This is a genomic window from Streptomyces gelaticus (assembly GCF_014649535.1).
Classification (GTDB): domain Bacteria; phylum Actinomycetota; class Actinomycetes; order Streptomycetales; family Streptomycetaceae; genus Streptomyces; species Streptomyces gelaticus.
The window spans coordinates 50,397-69,458 of the sequence record NZ_BMTF01000004.1 but is presented as its reverse complement, the minus strand read 5'-3'; the positions used below and the strand labels follow the sequence as shown (position 1 = coordinate 69,458).

Below are 19,062 nucleotides of genomic sequence, written 5' to 3'. Positions count from 1 at the left end.
CTCACAACTTCTCCAGATGGTCGAAGGATCTACGGCGTACGGCGAGCAGCGCGGCGCACACCAGTGCACCCGCCGCCCAGCCGGCCTGGGCGGCGGGCCCGGCGAAGTACCGCGCGGCCTCGGCCGCCGCCCCGGTGGTCGCCGGGGGCGACGCGGCGAGGACCGGCAGGACGACGACGGCCGCCCAGGCCACGGCGACGGACGTGGCCCCGGTGCGGCAGCCGACGTACGAACCGAGGGCGAGCGCCGCCAGCGTCATCGCGAGGCCGGGCAGCAGCCAGGCGGCCGCGCCGGGCCACCCGGCGGACGGGGGCAGCGCCGCCCCGGCGAGGGTGAGCGCCGGGATGCTCACGGCGAGCACCGCGGCGGTCCTGGTGAGCAGCAGCCGCAGCCCGCCGGAGGGGGTGGCGGCGGTAATCTCGTGCATCGGGTCCGCGTGCCGGCCGTAGGAGAGGGCGACCCCGGCCAGTGGCAGCACCGGCGCGACGACGAGGAGCAGCGGACGGACGGCCTCGCCGGCCCCGGCCCCGTACGCCAGCGCGAGGGCCCCGACGGCCACCAGCACCAGCGCCAGCAGCCACGGAGCGCGCAGCGCGGGCCCGGCGGCCCACAGCAGCCGCCCGGCGCGGGTCACGGCCCCGGGGGAGCGGCGTCGGGCGCTGCGGGCGGGCCCCCTCACGGGTGCTCCCTCCGCCGCCACCGCGGCCAGCACCCCCGCGCGCACCGCGTCCAGCGCCGCGCCCGTCTCCGGCCGCGCCCGCACCGCCGCCGAGATCCGCGCCGCGCATCCTCCGCACGCCTCGACGTGCTTCTCCACGGACCAGGCGTCCGTCTCCGTCATCGAACCGGCGGCGTACCGCCCGGCCAGCTCCTCGCTCACGTGCCAGTGGGACATGCCGGTACCTCCCGTCGTGGTCATGCCGTTCCTCCCAGCGGTCCGGGCTCCGGGGCCGAGAGTTCCAGTGCGGCGCGCAGCTCGCGTCTGGCCCGCATCGCGCGGGTCTTGACCGTGCCTTCGGGGATGCCGAGGAGCCGGGCCGTCTCGCGGGTCGTCAGTCCGTCGATGACCGTGGCGCGCAGGACCTCCCGCAGCTCGGGAGAGATCCGGTCGAGCGCGGCGCCCACGTCCCCGTACTCCAGCCCGGCGAGCACCCGTTCCTCGGCGGACGGCGCGGTGGCGGCCCACTCGTTGTTCCCGGTCCGCTCGGCCCGGACGGCGAGATCGGTACGGGCGTGGGCCCGCTGCGCGTCCACCAGCCGGCGCGAGGCGATCACCCACAGCCAGCCGCCGATCTGGGCCCCGCGATGCGAACCGGCGGAGCGCCAGACCGTGACAAAGGTGTCCTGAAGCACCTCCCGTACGGTCTCGGCATCCGCGCACCGCCTGCCCAGCCGGGCCAGCAGCCAGCCGGCGTGCCGGTCGTAGAGCGTGGCCAGGGCCTCCGTGTCCCCCTGCGCGACGGCACGCAGCAGGGCGTGGTCGTCGTCCGGGTCCTCCCCCGAGGGGCGCAACAGCTTCACACCCCCTCTATCGGGCGATGGACCCGAGCCGGTTCGCCGAGATGTGCGTGTCGGGTGCCGTTTCGCATTGCGTCGGCTCCGATGGACTAGCTGCGGGGTGAAGAGATGGGTTGCGCTGTGCCATCAGGTTTTGTGCAGATTGACTCTTCGTTTTCCGTCCGCTGCTGCGGCAGGCGGGGGCTTGCGAAAACCATTGGTGCCCGGCCTGCTCCGCTGATGGACTGACGTCCTACCGTGAGTCTGCCGCGTGACGGAGGTAGTGGTTGTGACAGGTTATGGCGTGCTTGCCGAGGTGTACGAATGGCTCATCTCGGATGCGAAGTTGCCTCCAGCCGAGTTCGTTGCGTCGTTCGACGACGTCCTCAATCTCCTGCCGTCGAACGCTCAGGTCCTCGACTGTTCGTGCGGAACCGGACAGTTGGCGGTTGGCCTCGCCGGTCGTGGCATGCAGGTTGTCGCAACTGACGCCAGCGAGGCGATGGTTCGTCGGACTGCAGAGTTGGCCGAGGAGTTCGGGGCATCCGTCCGGACCGTACGGGCGAACTGGGAAGAGTTGCCCGACCATTTCCAGGACAACACGTTCGACATGGTGTTCTGCGTTGGCAACTCACTTCACCACGCCGCGGGCGCGACAGGCAGGGGTGCTGCTCTGGAGTCGATGTCACGGCTTCTGCGCCCCGGCGGGCGCTTGGTACTCACATCCCGCACTTGGGAACTCGTGAGGGCCAGAGGTTCCCGGCTGGACATCTGGGACCGACTCGTCCGACGAAACGGTCGCGATGCCGTCGTAATTTACCGCTGGGAGATTGCGCCGCATTGGGAGGATGAGCACCACATCGAGATTGCGATCGCCCAAGTTGATGCGACTGGGCCGGTTCTTGTCCGCTCGGAACTGCTGTCCTGCTGGCCCTACCGGTACGAGGAACTCGAAGTCGAGCTGCACCAGGTCGGACTCCAAACGGAACTGAGCACGTTCGATCTTGAGGCCGAGAACTACATGGTGGTCGCGAGCAAGGTATAAACACCGGACTCTCAGTCCTTGGCGTCGGAAGCTCGGCGCATGTCCGCGACCTCTTTGCGCATGAGTTCGTCGGTGCGTGTGCTGTGCCAGATGGTTCCTTCCCACTTCTCGTATCGGTGTTTGCCGTCACGCAAGAGGACCGGTTTGAGGTGGCTGTGGAAGAGGAGTGTGCGGCCCTGGTCCTTGCGGGTGCGGCTGAACCACATCGCGCCCTTTTCGTGGCGGGCGAGCCGGTTCGCTGCGAGTCCGGAGAGCTTGCCGTGCATCCGGCCGGGCGTGTAGGTCGTCAGGGGTTGGCTGGGTGGGCGCCAGGAGTCGGCGAGGGACCAGTGCGCGATGGCGTCGCCCTTGCGGTCGGGTGGGTTGTAGGGGTAGGTGATGCGGTTGCTGATCTCCGTGAAGAAGCGGGCTTGCTCGGCCTTGGTGCCGTCGGCCAGCTGCCGCCAGTGGGGTGAGGCGATCAGGGGTGCCAGGGCAACGGCCTCGGGATAGACCGCTGCGAACATCCGCGAGGTGCTGTAGCCGATGTACTCCTGCTTCTCTTGATCGAACGGGATGAGGAGGTCGATGCGGACGTCCCAGGCGTCCCAGGTGCCGAATGGGACCGGGTAGCCGTCGACGGACCAGATGTGTGCGCAGAGCATGAGGCCGCTCAGCACGGCGTCGTAGGTGGCGGCCCAGCCGTAGCGGCTGAGGATGCGCAGATGTTTGCGCTGGGCGTCGACGACTTCGGGGAGCCGGGTGAGGTCGACGGCGGGGTGGTCGATGTCGGGCGGGCCGATCCAAGTGCGGTGGCGCAGGCAGATGTAGCGGTGGTGGGGCAGGAGCCGGGTCACTTTGCCGCCGGGGTGCCGGGCGTCGCAGCGGTGGCAGCCGGTCTGGGGCTGGTGGCGGAACATCGTCCAGTCGGGTCGTGGTGTGCGCAGTTCGGGCAGGGCTCCGGCGAGAGCGTGGATGGGGCGTCCGGTGAGCGCGGAGAGGCGTTCAGGGACGACGACGCGGCGCATGCCGCCGGATTTCTCGCGCTCGGTGATCTGCGTCCAGAGGTCGTTGATGTCGAGGCCGTGAAGGGTGGCCAGGCGCCCGACGTAGGAGGCGGGGATCTCGTGCCGGGCGGGCGGAACGGGATCGGGTAGTCGTCGGATAGGCATCAGGCCACGCGCCTCCGTTTCCTCGCGGGTCTCGCGGGGGCGGTGCGCTTCTCGGACTGCTCGGCCGCGTAGTCGACGGGGACGGCCTGAAGGAGGTCCTCGGTGATGCGCTCGCTCTCGTCCTCGATGGCGAGGACGGCGGCGCCACGGATGACCTGGGAGAGGCTGCCGATCATGCCGCCGGTGCGGTGGAAGAGGTACTCGCTCAGCCCGGCCAGCGTGCCGGGCGTGTGGTGGTGCAGCCGGAGGGTGGATTCCAGGGTGCCCACCCACCAGGGCCCGCCATGCGTCCTGGTCCTCGGCGGTGGCGTGCGTGAAGGGGGCGGCGGGGATGACCACGAAGCGTCCGGCGATCTGCTCTCCCCGGGTGCCCCTGAACAGACCCTTGGACTCGACGTCGATGCCGGCGTAGGCGAAGGTGGCGGGCAGCCGTTCGGCGAAGTACTTCAGCTGGTCGGATGCTTCGGCCCCGGAGCGGGTGGCGAGAGTCAGGTTGTGGATCTCGTCGACGAGCACCAGGTCGACACGGACATGGGCGGCCGTCGCGCAGACGGCGTCGACGATGTCGGTCACGTTGGCCCGGGAGGGGAAGGTCAGCCCGAAGAAGCGGGCGAACTCCATCGCGAGCATCTTCGGCGTGGCCGCGGGTGGGACGGTGACGTAAAGGACCGGGAGCCGGTTGCGGTCGCGGGGGTGCCGCTTGCGGACGGCCAGTTCGTGAGCCCGTCCGAGCTGGGTCAGGGCGGTCGTTTTCCCGGTGCCGGAGGCGCCGGAGAGGATCACACCGCGGCGGGCGGAGATCTGGTTTCGGTTGAGCTGGATCAGCAACCGGGAAGTGGTGGTGACCTTGCGGATGACCGGAGTGTGCACCATCGGCAGATCGGCGTGATACTCGCGGCGCTGTTCGTCCTCACGCACCCGTTCCCGCGGACTCAGCGCCGCCCGTTCGGCGGCGGTCAGCGGCCGGGGCGGGACCGGCTCGTGGTCGACGAAGTGACGCCAGCCCTCCTTGCTGGTCAGCGGGTTATCCGGCGGAGCCTCCGGGTCCGGGGCGGATGGGGAGGGCGTGTTCATAGCCACCTCTCGGCTTCTGCGTGCGCGTCGAAGAGTCCGAACTCCGCCACCGCCGCGGGCGGCTGGGCCTCGGGCTCGGGCTCCGGCTCCGTGCGGTGCTCGGTCTCGGGTGCTGCGGCGGGCGCGGGGATGGGACGGGCGGTGCGGGTGCGGGCGGCGACCTTGGCCGACCGGGTGTCCGGGCCGTGCTCGGCGCGGGTGAGCAGGTCGTCCAGGACGCGGGCGATGGCCGTCTCGTTGGTGTCGTCCAGTCCGGCCTCGGCCGCAAGGCGGCGCGCGTGCTGCCAGGTGAAGTCCGCGAACGGTGCGTTGACCAGCGGCCACTGCGTCCAGGGCGCGGTGACCCAGCCGTCCGATGTGCGGACGAACACCTGGGACAGGTCGTAGGGGTCGTAGTGCACCTCCCACAGACCGCGCTTGGCGGTGATCCCGGAGTGCTCGCGCCGATGCGGCCCCAGGTCGGGGCTGTCGTAGGTGCGGTAACTGATCTGGATGCCGTAGTCGTTGATCGCCCGCCAGGCCACCGGCAGCAACTCCAGGTAGTCCTCGCCGCGCAGCACGAGCGGCAGGTAGCCGGAGGCTGCCACCAGGGAGGCGTACTTGTCGTTCGGTGACATCGCCGTCTTCGGACGGAACGGGTCGCGCAGAGCGCTGTGCGGCCTGGCTTGCCACCCGGCCAGCAGCCACTCATCCAGTAGGTCCTGAAGCTCCGGAACGGTCCAGACGGCCTGGTCCTCGACACGCTCGCCGCGGCGGGAGACGTCCCGGCCGGTGTAGCCGGCCAGGTGCTGGGTGAACAGCGTGTTGACCGAGGAGAAGGTGGCCTCCACGATCGCCTTGTCGGTCGGCGTGCGCGGACGTGCCCGCTGCACCGAGATGCCGAGCCGTTCGCAGGCCCGGACGAAGGTGTCGGAGATGAACACCTTCCCGCCGTCGATGGCGACGGTGTCCGGCACGATCACCGGTTTCGCCGCGACCTGTTCCATCCGTGTGTCCACGTCCAGCAGCCGCATGTGCGGCATCCGGGAGGCCGCCATCCGCAGGCTCGTGGACCAGCCGGGTCGCATCGGTTCGGGCACCAGCATCCGGGCCAGCAGCAGCGAGGCGTCCACCGCCTTGGTGCCCACCGGCCTTAGCACCGCGGCGCAGATGGTGCGGGTCGCGACATCGACCGCGATCGTCAAGTCCGCGCGGGCCGTCAGCCCTGAATCGAGTACCACCATCACGTCCAGCGGGGTGGAGTCGATCTGAACCTGTTCCCCGGGGCGGTCCGCGAACGTCGGTGTGAACGGCCCCTGCGGCCGGTTCGCCGTCTGCCGCCGCGTGACCGCCGAACCGAAGGTGTGCCTCCCCGTGGACAGCGCGTCGATCAGCTTGTAGAAGGTCCGCTCACTCGGCAGCGGCACCACCCCTTTGCCGTGGGTGGCTTCCACCAGCTTGACCACCCGGCGGATCAGCCGCGACCGGGTCCCGGTCGAGGCGTGTGTCTCCGCATCCAGGACCTCTTGGACGGCTGCCACCAGCCGGGCGTCCGCCCGCCCCGTCGCCTCCCAGGTCTGGGTCGTCCGCTGGTCCACCAGCCCCCAGACTCCCTGCCGGACGTAGCGAGACCGTCGGCTCTGCACGGTCCGAACCGTCACCCCCAGCTCCCGTGCCTTCGCGGCCATCCGCTCCATCAACGAGAAGGCTGCCGGGTCATAGCCGGGGCGCGGCGGCGTGCCCGGTGCGGCGCCGAACGGCAGCCCGGTCTCGATCTCCACCATGTGCCGTTCCCACTCGCGGGCCGCCTCCTGTACCGACTCCGGCAACGTCGCCAGCAACCCTGACGGCTCCAGCACGGGCAGAAGCTCCGTGCCGGTGACGGCGAAGTCCGGCGCTGCCATCAGGTGCGATGCCAGCACCACCGATTCCGACCCTGCCACCGAGCGCAGCCGCACGGACGTACCGGCGAGCGCCACCACCTGGTGGTCCCCGCTGTCGTAGGTGACCCAGTCCCCGGGCCGCAACACTGGCTTGCCCGGCCCGGCCGTCACCGCGGCACCTCTGCTGACACCAGCGAGAGGGCATGCAGCGGCACCGACACATTCGCCGTCAGCTCGTGCAACCACAGCAGGTGGAACAGCACCGGCAGCACCCTGATCGGGTCACCAACTGCCGATGCGCCCGCCATCAGCGGCTGTGGCTCGGCGAACGCCGCCAGGAGATCGGAGGCCACCGACTCCAGCCTGTGCCGGGGGTGGCGGTAGCCCGCCAGCCAGCGCACATTGCGCACCATGATCGCGTCCGGCGCCCCCACCAGTCGGAACTCCCACCCGACCTGAGCGCAGGCTGTCCGCGTCGCCTCGAACTTCGCCACGTCCCGGGGCTTGCGCCGATCCGCCGGACGGCAGTCGACCACCAGCCCCGTGCCGTTGTCGCGGCGGGCGAAGTAGTCCGGTGCGTGCGAGACGCCCTTGCCCGCCTCCGACCGCCAGAACAGCCAGAACGGCTGTGAGGAGATCCCCACCACCGAGGCGTCGAAGTCCAGCAGCATCACATGATCGCGCTCCAGCCAGGACTCGTAGCCGATGTGCCCGCCCGCCGTGGACGACCACCACAGCCCCGGCAGATGCCGCTGACCTTTGTACGACTTGAACGCGCGTACCGGTGCGACGTCCTCGAACCGCACTGCCCAGGCATCCCTCAGCGAAGCGCGGAACTCAGACCCGCCCCGGTCGGCGTACGCGACCTCGAACCCCTCCGCCGGCGGCCCGGAGACCCCGCCCGGCAGTACCCCTAACGAACCCGCCATGACCCACTAACCCGAGCCCGCGACGAAAGGTCACTCTGCAAGACGAAAGACCGGACGAAACCTGAAGCTGCAAAACGAAGAGATCCACGTCGCAGGACAGTGCGACCGGACGATCGCTCACAGCGAACACTTCCCGGGGAACAATGCACGGCTCAGAAGCATTGAGTCTGCATAGCTCAACTTGACTGCCGAAAGGGAGATCATGGCTACCGATGCCCATACGGTCACTCCGCTCGCCCTGCCCGTGCTGCCGCTCGACGACGAGGTCGTGCTCCCCGGGATGGTGGTGCCTCTGGACCTGTCCGACACCGATGTACGTGCCGCCGTGGAGGCCGCACAGGCCGCGGCCCGTGACGGCGGCGGCAAGCCCGAGGTGCTTCTGGTGCCGCGGATCGACGGTACGTACACCGGGACAGGTGTCATCGGCACCGTCGAGCAGGTCGGACGGCTTTCGGACGGGGACCCGGGCGCGCTCATCCGCGGCCGGGGCCGGGTGCGGATCGGGGCCGGCACCAGCGGGCCGGGCGCCGCGCTCTGGGTGGAGGGGACCCGGGTCGACTCGGTCGTCCCCGACCCGCTCCCCGGAGCCGCCGCCGAGCTGGTCAAGGAGTACAAGGCGCTCGCCACCAGCTGGCTGAAGAAGCGCGGCGCCTGGCAGGTCGTGGACCGGGTCCAGCAGATCGAGGACATCTCCGCGCTCGCCGACAACTCCGGTTACTCGCCCTTCCTCACCACCGCCCAGAAGGTACAGCTCCTGGAGACCACGGACCCGGTCGCCCGGCTGAAGCTCGCCATCCAGTGGCTCGGTGAACACCTCGCCGAGCAGGATGTCGCCGAGTCCATCGCCAAGGACGTCCAGGAGGGCGTCGACAAGCAGCAGCGCGAGTTCCTGCTGCGGCGCCAGCTCGAAGCCGTACGCAAGGAGCTGGCCGAGCTGAACGGCGATCCGGAGGACGAGTCCGACGACTACAGGGCCCGCGTCGAGGCCGCCGACCTCCCCGGGCATGTCCGCGAGGCGGCGCTCAAGGAGGTCGACAAGCTGGAGCGCTCCTCCGACCAGAGCCCCGAGGGCTCCTGGATCAGGACCTGGCTCGACACCGTCCTCGAACTGCCGTGGAGCGAGCGGACGGAGGACGCCTACGACATCCGCGGCGCCCAGGAGATCCTCGACGCCGAGCACGCGGGGCTCCAGGACGTGAAGGAGCGCATCACCGAGTACCTGGCCGTCCGCAAGCGGCGCGCCGACCGCGGGCTGGGGGTCGTCGGCGGGCGGCGCGGCGGTGCGGTGCTGGCGCTGGTGGGGCCGCCGGGCGTGGGCAAGACCTCGCTCGGTGAGTCCGTCGCGCACGCCATGGGCCGCAAGTTCGTCCGCGTCGCGCTCGGCGGTGTACGGGACGAGGCGGAGATCCGCGGCCACCGGCGTACGTACGTGGGCGCGCTCCCCGGACGCATCGTGCGGGCCGTCAAGGAGGCCGGCTCGATGAACCCGGTCGTCCTGCTCGACGAGATCGACAAGGTCGGCTCCGACTTCCGGGGCGACCCCGCCGCCGCCCTCCTCGAAGTCCTCGACCCGGCGCAGAACCACACCTTCCGCGACCACTACCTGGAGGTCGAGCTCGACCTCAGCGACGTCGTCTTCCTGGCCACGGCCAATGTGCTCGAAGCCATCCCGGAGGCCCTGCTCGACCGCATGGAGCTGGTCAGGCTCGACGGCTACACCGAGGACGAGAAGGTCGTCATCGCCCGGGACCACCTGCTGCCGCGCCAGCTGGAGCGGGCCGGCCTGGAGCAGGACGAGGTGGTGCTCGACGAGTCCGCGCTGCGCAAGCTGGCCGGCGAGTACACCCGTGAAGCGGGCGTACGGAACCTGGAGCGGGCCGTCGCCCGGCTGCTCCGCAAGGTCGCGGCCCAGCACGAACTGGGCGAGAGGGAACTCCCGTTCACGGTCACCGAAGCGGATCTGCGCGGTCTGATCGGACGTCCGCACCACGTCCCCGAGTCCGCCCAGGACCCGGCCGAGCGCCGCACTTCGGTGCCGGGCGTGGCCACCGGACTCGCGGTGACCGGTGCGGGCGGCGACGTGCTGTTCGTCGAGGCGTCGCTGGCCGACCCGGAGACCGGGGCGTCCGGACTGACCCTCACCGGCCAGCTCGGCGACGTCATGAAGGAGTCCGCGCAGATCGCGCTGAGCTTCCTGCGGTCGCACGGTGCGGAGCTGGAGCTGCCGGTGGCGGATCTGAAGGACCGCGGCGTGCACGTCCACTTCCCGGCGGGCGCGGTCCCGAAGGACGGCCCGAGCGCCGGTATCACCATGACGACGGCGCTGGCCTCGCTGCTCTCCGGACGGCTGGTCCGTACGGACGTGGCGATGACCGGTGAGGTCTCGCTGACCGGACGGGTGCTGCCGATCGGCGGCCTGAAGCAGAAGCTGCTCGCCGCGCACCGTGCCGGAATCACCACCGTGGTGATCCCGAAGCGGAACGAGGCCGACCTGGACGACGTCCCCGCCGAGGTCCTGGACACGCTGGAGGTCCACCCGGTGACCGATGTCCGCCAGGTCCTGGAGATCGCCCTGGCCCCCGCCGCGGCCCGGCCCGGGGAACGGATCCCGGCCGCTGCCTAGTCCGTGTCCGTGAGGTCCCGCCTGCCCGGCAACGGGTGGGCGGGACTCTTCATGCCTTGCGCGTTCCGTGACCGGTTCAGGGGCGGTAGATGGTCCCCGGGACCGGCTCGGCCGGTGCCATCAGCTGCGGGACGGTGACGAAGGTGTAGCCCTGCTTCTTCAGCTCGTCGATGATGCCCGGTACCGCGGGCACCGTGCCCTTGTAGATGTCGTGCAGCAGGATGACCCCGTCCTTGCCCGCCTGGTCCAGGATGCGTTTCTTGATCAGCGCCGAGTCGGTCGTGGAGTAGTCCTTCGCGGTGGCGCTCCACAGGACCTGGGAGAGTCCCAGATCGCGGCTGATGTCGGAGACCGTGTCGTCGGTGCGGCCCTGCGGCGGGCGCATGAGACGCGGCTTCTTGCCCGTCACCTCCGCTATGGCCTCCTGCGTCTTCTCCAGCTCGGCGCGTATTTCGGCCGGCTTGCGGTCCGTCAGGACCTGGTGCGTCCAGGTGTGGTTGGCCACCTCGTGCCCCTCGGCGGCGATCCTGCGCACGGTGTCGGGGTGCTTCTTGACGTGGTTCTTGCCCAGCAGGAAGAAGGTCGCGTGCACCTTCTTCTCCTTGAGGATGTCCAGCAGGTGCGGGGTGTCCTCGCCCGGACCCGCGTCGAAGGTCAGCGCTATGCACTTCGCCTTGCGGCAGTCCGCCGGACCGAAGGAGCCCTTGGCGTCGGAGCCCGCGTCACCGCGCGCCGAGGCGGGCGCGGTGGTCTGCATGGAGCAGCCGCTCAGCGTCAGGGTGAGAGCCGTCACAAGGGCGGCGGCCAACCCGGTACCGATCGACTTCGTCTTCCTGGACAAGGCGGGTCACTCCTCCGTAGCGGGACAGGGCGCACGGTGTGCGGCAGAGAAGGACTATACATAGCATGTATACGCCGAGTGTATAGAGGGTCCGGCCCGGAGGCCGGGGAAGTCCAGGTCGGGGCGCGAAACGAGCAGAACCCCGGTGGGGCACCGGGGTTCTGCTGCGTGAAGCGGTGGGCCACGAGGAAGCGGCGGGCGGGCTCAGCCGTTGGCGAGGGCCTGTACGCGGTCGAGGGCACCGTTGAAGCGGTCGTGGTCGCCGACGTAGGGGCCGGACGAGGTGTACTGCCACATCGTGTAGTAGCCCCAGCCGGCCGGGAGTTCACCGACCGTGGAGGCGTAGCGGGCCACCCACAGCGGGTTGGTGGAGCCGAAGCCGGCGTTGTTCCCGGTGCAGGTCTTCCACCAGCTGGTCGCGGTGTAGATGACCGCGTCACGTCCGGTGCGCGCCTTGTACGTGTTCACGAAGTCGCGGATCCACGAGACCATGCCGGCCTGACTCAGGCCGAAGCACTGGTCGCCGTACGGGTTCCACTCGATGTCGAGGACGCCGGGCAGTGTCTTGCCGTCCCGCGACCAGCCACCCCCGTTGTCCACGAAGTAGTTGGCCTGGGTGGCGCCGCTCGTGGTGTTCGGGGTTGCGAAGTGGTAAGCGCCCCGGATCATGCCGATGTTGTACGAGCCGTTGTACTGCTGGGTGAAGTAGTTGTTCTTGTAGTACGTGCCCTCGGTGGCCTTGACGTAGGCCCACTTCACACCGCTGTTCCAGAGCGTCGACCAGGCGACGTTGCCCTGGTGGCCGGAGACGTCGACGCCTTCGGTCTGGGCGGCGAGGGTGTTCCCCGGCAGTCCGTCCTGGCCGTCGTGGGCGATGACGCCCATGCCCATCGTGGCCGTACCGCGGGCGGGCTTCTTGGCGGCTGCGTCGTGGGTGCCGGCGGCGCTGGCCGCGCCGGGCAGGGTGAGCAGGAGCGAGAGAGCTGCGAGCAGGGTTCCGGCTGCCGCGAAGCGCGAGCGGCGGGACGTCTTGGAAGTGGATCTGAGCACCGGCATGGGGAGTGCCTCCGAGGACGTGGTGGGGGGACGTGCTGATCCCAGGGGGACGCGGGCGCACCCCTGCGGGCATGTAATGGTGTGAACATGCCAGCCATGACGCTACGCACGTAGACCCGTGCTGCGGAAGGGGGTCTGGGAGCTGCCGTTGGTCTACGCCTACGAAATACTGGCGGAGCTGCGGCGATGACCAGCGGCGAAAGAAATTTTCAGCGACAGGAAAGCTCACGAGGGGTGTTGACGTGCACGGGAGCGAAAGCGGTAGTGAACCCGGCGCGACCGGAGGGAATGGTGTGGACCACGCATTCCTCGCTCTGGAGCGGGAGTTGGCCGTCTTTCTGCGCCGGGCGCGGGCGAATTCGGGGGAGATGGCGCGCGAGGTCCACCCGGAACTGGAGTCCGCCGCGTACGGACTCCTCGTCCGGCTGGAGTCGGCCGGGCAGCAGCGGGCCACCGATCTCGCGGCCTACTTCGGGGTGGGCAAGGCGACCATGAGCCGTCAACTGCGCGCCCTGGAAGACCTCGGACTGGTGGCCCGTGAACCCGATCCGGCCGACGGCCGGGCCTTTCTCGTCCACCTCACCGCCGAAGGGCTGGACCGCTACCGCAGTGTGCGCGACGCCCGCCGCGAGCGCTATGTCCGCAAGCTCGACGACTGGGACCGGGCCGAGGTGGCCGAACTGGCCCGGCTGCTGCACCACTTGAACGCACGGGCCGAGGACTGAGGCGCGCCGGGCGGGCCCGCCGGTGCGCGGGGCGGAGCAGGTGGTGCGCGGGGCGGAGTCGACGGCGCGCTGTCACAGCACCGCGTAGACCGCCGTCGCGTCGTCGTGGGTCTTGCCGCGGCGCAGCCGCCTGCGTTCGGTGTCCGCGTCCTCCAGGGCCCTGACGCGGTCGATCAGCGCCTGCGTTCCCTCCTTGTGGAGAATGCCGAGACAGTCCGCCCAGTCGCCCTCGTGGAACATCTCGGTCCAGCGGGCCGCCCCGTCGGTCAGCGCGGCGATCGCCCGCACCTGGCCGAGGGGGGTGCGCCCGGTGACCGCGCGGGCCGCCACGGAGGGGTCGGCGGCGGCGGTGAAGAAGCCGCCCTCCTTGTTCCGCACCCGGGCGTCGGCGATCGCCTCGGTGCTCAGCGAGCCGGGCGGCAGCCGGTCGAGCCGGTCGTCGAGCAGGGGGCGCACGCTGCCGTCGTACGCCTCGAACAGCAGTACGGAGTCGGAGAGCACCAGATGCTCCACCTCGTGCTCGTCCCAGCGCGCCATGACGACCGTTGCCTGAGGCGTGCGTACGTGAGAAAGGTCACACAGGGAACGGTGCGTGTCGGCGGTGTGCCGGATGGACGCTGCCAGGATCTCGTCAAGGGTCAGATCCGGCCGTGAACCGGACAGTTCGACCAGCATGCCGCCCAGCCTCGCGGTGAACCAGGGCACCGAGTGCACACAACCGTCCCCGCCCCGTGGTGGTGTCACCCCGTCGAGCAGGATCAACGTCCCGCCCTGGCCGGAAGCGGGAAGCGCGGTGGCGGCCCAGTCCTCGTTCGGGCGTTCCGGGCTGCCGGGGGCGGTGGCCAGTTCGATGCGCATGCGGCCAGTCTGCACGATGCCTTCACGAACCCTGCGCCCGGCGGAGATTGGCCTGTACCAGCAGGTCAGGCGGCTGGCCGGAACGGAAGGAATGACTCCGTGGGGCGTGCGGGCGGGCATCCTGCCAAAGCCTGCGCGGAAGTTCCAGCCGACGGACCAGGTGTGGCCGAAGGGCACCCGGGGCAAACTTGTTCGCCAACTCTGGAGTGATGTTCACTCGTTCAGGTGGCGGAGTGGTTGATGCGCGCCCCCCTCTCAAAAGCACTGGAATGGTCGGAAGCCGTACCAGGGGTCGGGGCGCTCATTACATGTGACCGTGCGTCACCTCTGCTTCAAGGGCGGACGAGTCAAGATTGCGAGCACCGGTGCAGAAGAAGCGGCCTCGGAGCAAGGGCAGCAAGCAGCACGGTTCCGGGGTGACGCCACCGGCACCTGCCGAGAGCGAGGGCACCCGGCGCACCGTGCGCGTGAGGAGCCGGCTGGTCGCCGGTGTCGCGGTCGTCGGTATCACCGTCATCGCCGCGGGCACGCCCGCGATCCTCGCCGCCTCCTCCGAACTGAACGAATCGCAGCGGCTGGTCACCCTCGCCGAGCTGAACCAGCAGGCAATCGCCCTCGCCCATGCCCTCGCGGACGAGCGCGACGAGGTCACCGCCCGGATCGCCGCCGGACGTGACGAGAAGTCCGGTGCGACGGACCGTCAGGACGGCTCCCGCAGCCGGAGCGCGCGCGTCGACCAGCAGGTCGACGAGATCAGGGCCACGGCCCCGGCCGCACTGCGCCGCGATCTCTCCACCATTCCCTCCCTGCGGCGCGAAGCGCTCAGCGGCAAGGGCACGGCACTTGAGGCCCACCAGGCCTACTCCGAGGTCATCGCCAAGCTCCACGACCTCGCCGACGAACTCGCCGAGAAGACCCCGCCGCGCGCCGCCGAGGCCACCCGCGCCCCGCTCGCCCTCGGGCGGGCCACCGAGCAGGCCTCCGCCACCCGCGGGCTGCTGATCGCCGCGCTCTCGGTGCCCCGCAAGGTCACGACCTCCCAGATCGACCCGGTCACCGGACTGCCGATGCAGGTCCCGAGCAGCGGCAGCGACAAGGACGACCGCACCCGTGACGAGCTGAGCGCCGCCGCCCAGCAGGCCCGGGTCCGCGAACTCGCCTCGCTAGCCGAATTCGACCAGGCCGCGGGCGCCACCGCCCGCGACAAGCTGTCCTCCACCGTCACCGGTCCCGAGGTCAACAGCGCGGAGAAGTACCTCAACTCCCTCACCGACCGCCCCGAGCTGTCGGACTCCGACCAGCAGACCAGCAGCAAGAAGGCCGAGGCGGCGCTCTCCGCCCGGATCGACCGGATGCGGAGCGTCGAATCCGCCCTCGGTACCGAACAGATCGAGCGCCTGGAGCAGTTGCGCGACGACGACGTCACGGCGCTCGAACTGCGCATCGCGCTGCTCGGCGGCTGTCTGCTGGTCGCCGTCGGCGTCTCCACCGCCGTGGCCCGCACCCTCACCCAGCCGCTCGCCGTCCTGCGGATCGGCGCCGCCCGCCTCGCCGCGGAGCCCGAGACCGCCGAACCGGTCCGCTACACCGGCCGCAACGACGAGTTCGCCCAGGTCGTACGGTCCCTCAACAGCCTGCACGGCAGGCTCCAGGGGCTCCTGACCCAGTTCAACGGCCGCTTCGAGAGCCTGCAGGCCGAGCGTGGCGAGCTGATCGCCGGGCGCGAGGCCCTCACCGTCCAGCGTGCCGAGCTCCAGGTCCTGGCCTCCGACCTCACCGACCAGCTGGAGCGGCTGAAGAACACGGTCCACCACACCTTCGTCAACCTCTCGCTGCGCACCCTCGGCCTCGTCGAGCGCCAGCTCGGGGTCATCGAGAGCCTGGAGGAGCGGGAGCACGACCCGGAGCGGCTGGCCACCCTCTTCAAGCTCGACCACATGGCCACCGTCATGCGCAGGCACAGCGAGAACATGCTGGTCCTCGCGGGCGCCGAGCACGGCCACGGGCACGCGGGAGCGATTCCGCTGGTCGACGTGGCGCGCGCGGCCGTGTCCGAGATCGAGCGGTACGAGCGGGTCACCATCCAGTCCCTGCCGCCGCACGCCCAGATCGCCGGTTTCGCCGCCGACGACCTCAGCCACCTCGTCGCCGAACTCCTGGAGAATGCCACCTCCTTCTCCCCGCCGGACTCCCAGGTCCAGCTCTCCGGCTGGCTGCTGGAGAGCGGCGAGGTGATGCTCTCCGTCGAGGACGCGGGCATCGGGATGTCGGCCGCACGGATGGACGAGCTCAACACCCGGCTCGGCGACCCCACCCTGTTCGACGCGGGCGAGCAGGGTGCGGACGGGGCCGGGCTCGGCCTCCAGGTCACGGCCCTGCTGGCCGCGCGCCACGGCGTGAAGGTCCAGCTCCGCGACCACAAGGGCAGCGGGATCACCGCGGTCGTCGTCCTGCCCCAGGCCCTGCTGCCGAAGGCGCCCCCGGCCGCCACGCCGCCGCCGGTGCAGCTCCCCGGGGACGCCCCCGCGCTGAACCTCCCGGGGTCGGTCGCCGAGGCCAACTCCAACGCGCTGCCGGCCCGTGCGCTCGCGCCGTCCGAGGACCCGCTGATCGCCGCCGCCGAGCAGACGATCCGCGAGTCGGGCGCCGAGCCGGCACCCGCCGCCCCCGAGCCCGCTCAGGCTCCGGCCCCGGCGCAGGCGGAGGCCTCGGCCCCGGCTCAGGCGGAGGCCCCGGCCGAGGCGGAGTCCGAGGTCACGATGCAGGTCCGGCTCCCGGTCGTTCCGGAGTCCGCGGACGCTCCCGAGACCGAGGCGCCCGATCCGTACGCCATCGGCCCCGACCACCACGAACACGCCGCGGACCAGGCCCCGGAGCCGTACACCCCCGCCCCGGCCCCTACGCCGCTGGCCGACGCGCTGCCCGGCCCCCGGCAGCCGGACCAGCAGCCGCAGCAGACCGAACGCATCACGGACAAGGGGCTGCCCAAACGCACCCCCAAGCTCGTCAAGCCCGCCGCGGCTCCCACCGCCGAGCGCAAGGGCAGCCTGGACAAGGAGGCGCTGCGCCGCAGGCTCGGCGGCTTCCACCAGGGCGCGAAGGACGGCCGTCGGGACGTCGAGGCGGAGATCGCCGAAATCACGGCCACCCAGTCCCTCCCGGGAGGCACCGCACCGGGTGGACACCCAGCACGGACCGACCAGACGGATGAGACGGGGGACACAGTCGAGGAGGCACGCAGTTGACTGCGCCCAGCACATTCGGGCTGAGTACCGAGGCCCGTAACCTTCACTGGTTGCTGAGCAATCTGGTGGAGGAGGTGCCAGGGGTCCACTCGGTCACCGTCGTCTCGTCGGACGGACTGATGCTGCTCTCCTCCGACCCCGGCCATCTGGCCGCCCGGAGCACCGGCGGGCAGGACGGCCCCAAGGGCTCCAGCGCCGACCTGGCGACCATCGTTTCCGGTATCGGCAGCCTCACCATCGGTGCCGCCAAGCTGATGGACGGCGGCGGTGTCAAACAGACGATGGTCGCCATGGACGAGGGCAGCGTCTTCGTGATGTCGATCAGCGACGGCTCGCTGCTCGGCGTGCACGCCACGCCGGACTGCGACATGAGCGTCATCGCCTACCACATGGCGCTCTTCGTGGGCCGGGCCGGACACGTACTCACCCCCGAACTCCGCAGTGAACTGCGCAAATCGATGGAGAGCACTCAGTGAAGCCCGCTGCCGAAACCGCCCCCAGGCTCCCCGTCCGCGGGTCCGACCGAAGGCCCGCGCGGGTCCGCCCGTACTCGCTCACCGGCGGACGCACCCGCTTCGGCCACGTCCTGCTCGTCGAGACGTTCGTCGCCGCGCTCGAAGCGCCCGAGGAGCGCCGCGAGCTGACCAATGGCAACCTGGCCGGCCGCGTCATGCCGGAGCTCCAGGCCATCGTCGAAATCTGCCGCCGGATGCGTACGGTCGCGGAGATCTCGGCCCTGTTGAAGATGCCGCTCGGCGTGGTCCGGGTGCTGCTCAGCGACTTGGCCGACCAGGGAAAGATCCGCGTGTACGGGACCGGTCACGGCACCGGCCAGCCCGACCGCGCACTGCTCGAAAGGGTGCTCAATGGACTCCGCCGTCTCTGAGTCGCCGCTCTTCGCCCCGCGTCAGCCGGGCGCCAGGAACCAGGCCGAGGAATCGCTCCAGGCCTGGCAGTTGGACCACACCAGGGCTCCCATCGCCACGAAGATCGTGGTCGCGGGAGGGTTCGGCGTGGGCAAGACGACCTTCGTCGGGTCGGTCTCCGAGATCACCCCGCTGAAGACCGAAGCGATGATGACCCAGGCCAGCGAGGAGACCGACGATCTCTCCGCCACGCCCGACAAGGTCACCACGACCGTCGCGATGGACTTCGGCCGGATCACGCTCGACGACGACCTCGTGCTGTACGTGTTCGGCACACCGGGACAGCAGCGCTTCTGGTTCATGTGGGACGACCTGGTGCGCGGCGCGATCGGCGCGGTCGTCATGGCCGACACCCGCCGGCTCGCCGACTGCTTCCCCGCCCTCGACTACTTCGAGAGCTGCGGGCTGCCGTACATCGTCGCCGTCAACCACTTCGAGGGAACCCCGGGGTTCGACGCCGAGGACGTCCGGGAGGCCCTGACCGTCCCGCCGCACGTGCCTGTTGTGATCATGGACGCGCGTAACAGGATCACCGTCATCGAGGCGCTGCTGGCCCTGGTCGGCCACGCCCTCGACGCCACACCGGCATAGATCACACACAACGGAGAAGCGCGATGCGGAAGATACTCATAGTCGGAGCCGGTCAGTCCGGGCTCCAGCTGGCCCTCGGACTGCAGTCCCGGGGGTACGAAGTCACCCTGATGTCCAACCGCACGGCCGACGAGATCCGCACCGGCCGGGTCATGTCGACGCAGTGCATGTTCCACACCGCGCTCCAGCACGAGCGTGACTACCAGCTCAACTTCTGGGAGTCCCAGGCCCCGCGCATCGAGGGCCTCGGTGTCTCCGTCGCGGCGCCGGACTCCTCGCGCGCCGTCGACTGGGTCGGCAAGCTGGACGGCTTCGCCCAGTCCGTCGACCAGCGCGTGAAGATGGCCGGCTGGATGGAGACCTTCGCCCAGCGCGGCGGACAGCTCGTCATCCACGGCGCGGCCGTCTCCGACCTGGACTACTTCTCCCGTACCTACGACCTGGTGCTGGTCTCCGCGGGCAAGGGCGAGCTGGTCTCCATGTTCGGCCGGGACGCCTCCCGTTCCCCCTTCGACGCCCCGCAGCGCGCCCTGGCCGTCGCGTACGTCCACGGCATGGGCCCGCGCCCGGAGCACCCCGAGTTCGACGCGGTCCGCTGCAACCTGGTCCCCGGTGTCGGCGAGCTCTTCGTGATGCCGA

The 19,062-nt window shown here is 70.3% G+C and carries 16 protein-coding genes; 8 read left to right on the top strand and 8 right to left on the bottom strand.

Features of this window, described 5'->3' with window-relative positions; translation table 11 throughout:
* Position 1: 1 nt before the first annotated feature.
* Positions 2–919 (bottom strand): zf-HC2 domain-containing protein, encoded by a 918-nt coding sequence (locus IE107_RS07185; protein WP_373302408.1) that lies wholly within the window; start codon positions 917–919, stop codon positions 2–4.
* A complete protein-coding gene (locus tag IE107_RS07180; protein ID WP_189542257.1) occupies positions 916–1,521 on the bottom strand; it encodes an RNA polymerase sigma factor in 606 nt (201 codons plus the stop codon). Before IE107_RS07180 ends, IE107_RS07185 begins: the two co-directional genes overlap by 4 nt.
* A 265-nt stretch (positions 1,522–1,786) precedes the next feature.
* Between IE107_RS07180 and IE107_RS07175 the strand changes: the two genes are divergently transcribed.
* Positions 1,787–2,542 (top strand): class I SAM-dependent methyltransferase, encoded by a 756-nt coding sequence (locus tag IE107_RS07175; protein ID WP_189542883.1) that lies wholly within the window; start codon positions 1,787–1,789, stop codon positions 2,540–2,542.
* 11 nt (positions 2,543–2,553) lie between these two features.
* Here the strand turns inward: IE107_RS07175 and IE107_RS35900 are convergent, their stop codons facing one another.
* From IE107_RS35900 to IE107_RS07155, 3 genes are read right to left on the bottom strand one after another with little or no spacing between them, the layout of a single operon-like run.
* Complete coding sequence (locus tag IE107_RS35900) at positions 2,554–4,767, bottom strand: TniB family NTP-binding protein (RefSeq protein WP_308434213.1); 2,214 nt, start codon at positions 4,765–4,767, stop codon at positions 2,554–2,556.
* Complete coding sequence (locus IE107_RS07160; RefSeq protein WP_308434212.1) at positions 4,764–6,800, bottom strand: TnsB C-terminal domain-containing protein; 2,037 nt, start codon at positions 6,798–6,800, stop codon at positions 4,764–4,766. Before IE107_RS07160 ends, IE107_RS35900 begins: the two co-directional genes overlap by 4 nt.
* Positions 6,797–7,558, bottom strand: a complete 762-nt coding sequence (locus tag IE107_RS07155; RefSeq protein WP_189542252.1) for a TnsA-like heteromeric transposase endonuclease subunit — start codon at positions 7,556–7,558, stop codon at positions 6,797–6,799. Before IE107_RS07155 ends, IE107_RS07160 begins: the two co-directional genes overlap by 4 nt.
* Before the next feature lie 202 nt (positions 7,559–7,760).
* On the opposite strand from IE107_RS07155, the gene lon reads away from it, so the two are divergent.
* Positions 7,761–10,181 carry an endopeptidase La gene (gene lon / locus IE107_RS07150; protein WP_189542250.1) on the top strand — a complete coding sequence of 807 codons (2,421 nt, stop codon included), beginning with the start codon at positions 7,761–7,763 and terminating at the stop codon, positions 10,179–10,181.
* Between the two features lie 76 nt (positions 10,182–10,257).
* Here the strand turns inward: lon and IE107_RS07145 are convergent, their stop codons facing one another.
* Both IE107_RS07145 and IE107_RS07140 read right to left on the bottom strand, forming a co-directional pair.
* On the bottom strand, positions 10,258–10,938 hold the full coding sequence (locus tag IE107_RS07145; RefSeq protein ID WP_229866773.1) for a polysaccharide deacetylase family protein: 681 nt from the start codon (positions 10,936–10,938) through the stop codon (positions 10,258–10,260).
* A 288-nt stretch (positions 10,939–11,226) separates the two neighbouring features.
* On the bottom strand, positions 11,227–12,078 hold the full coding sequence (locus tag IE107_RS07140; protein WP_189542248.1) for a lysozyme: 852 nt from the start codon (positions 12,076–12,078) through the stop codon (positions 11,227–11,229).
* 242 nt (positions 12,079–12,320) lie between these two features.
* On the opposite strand from IE107_RS07140, the gene IE107_RS07135 reads away from it, so the two are divergent.
* Positions 12,321–12,803: a MarR family winged helix-turn-helix transcriptional regulator gene (locus IE107_RS07135; protein ID WP_189542246.1), complete on the top strand. Its 483-nt coding sequence runs from the start codon at positions 12,321–12,323 to the stop codon at positions 12,801–12,803.
* Positions 12,804–12,875: 72 nt separating this feature from the next.
* Here IE107_RS07135 and IE107_RS07130 read toward each other — a convergent pair whose 3' ends face one another.
* Positions 12,876–13,661 carry a protein phosphatase 2C domain-containing protein gene (locus IE107_RS07130; RefSeq protein ID WP_189542244.1) on the bottom strand — a complete coding sequence of 262 codons (786 nt, stop codon included), beginning with the start codon at positions 13,659–13,661 and terminating at the stop codon, positions 12,876–12,878.
* A 365-nt stretch (positions 13,662–14,026) separates the two neighbouring features.
* Here IE107_RS07130 and IE107_RS07125 point away from each other — a divergent pair, with 365 nt between their 5' ends.
* From IE107_RS07125 to IE107_RS34760, 5 genes are all read left to right on the top strand, one after another.
* Positions 14,027–16,906 carry a sensor histidine kinase gene (locus tag IE107_RS07125; RefSeq protein ID WP_189542242.1) on the top strand — a complete coding sequence of 960 codons (2,880 nt, stop codon included), beginning with the start codon at positions 14,027–14,029 and terminating at the stop codon, positions 16,904–16,906.
* Positions 16,903–17,382, top strand: coding sequence for a roadblock/LC7 domain-containing protein (locus tag IE107_RS07120; protein ID WP_189542240.1), 480 nt, complete (start codon positions 16,903–16,905; stop codon positions 17,380–17,382). Before IE107_RS07125 ends, IE107_RS07120 begins: the two co-directional genes overlap by 4 nt.
* Positions 17,379–17,792 (top strand): DUF742 domain-containing protein, encoded by a 414-nt coding sequence (locus tag IE107_RS07115; RefSeq protein WP_189542237.1) that lies wholly within the window; start codon positions 17,379–17,381, stop codon positions 17,790–17,792. The genes IE107_RS07120 and IE107_RS07115 overlap by 4 nt, the downstream gene beginning before the upstream one ends.
* Positions 17,773–18,423, top strand: coding sequence for a GTP-binding protein (locus IE107_RS07110; RefSeq protein WP_189542235.1), 651 nt, complete (start codon positions 17,773–17,775; stop codon positions 18,421–18,423). The genes IE107_RS07115 and IE107_RS07110 overlap by 20 nt, the downstream gene beginning before the upstream one ends.
* Positions 18,424–18,446: 23 nt before the next feature.
* On the top strand, positions 18,447–19,062 hold a 616-nt coding region (locus IE107_RS34760; RefSeq protein ID WP_308434211.1), incomplete at its 3' end, for a styrene monooxygenase/indole monooxygenase family protein.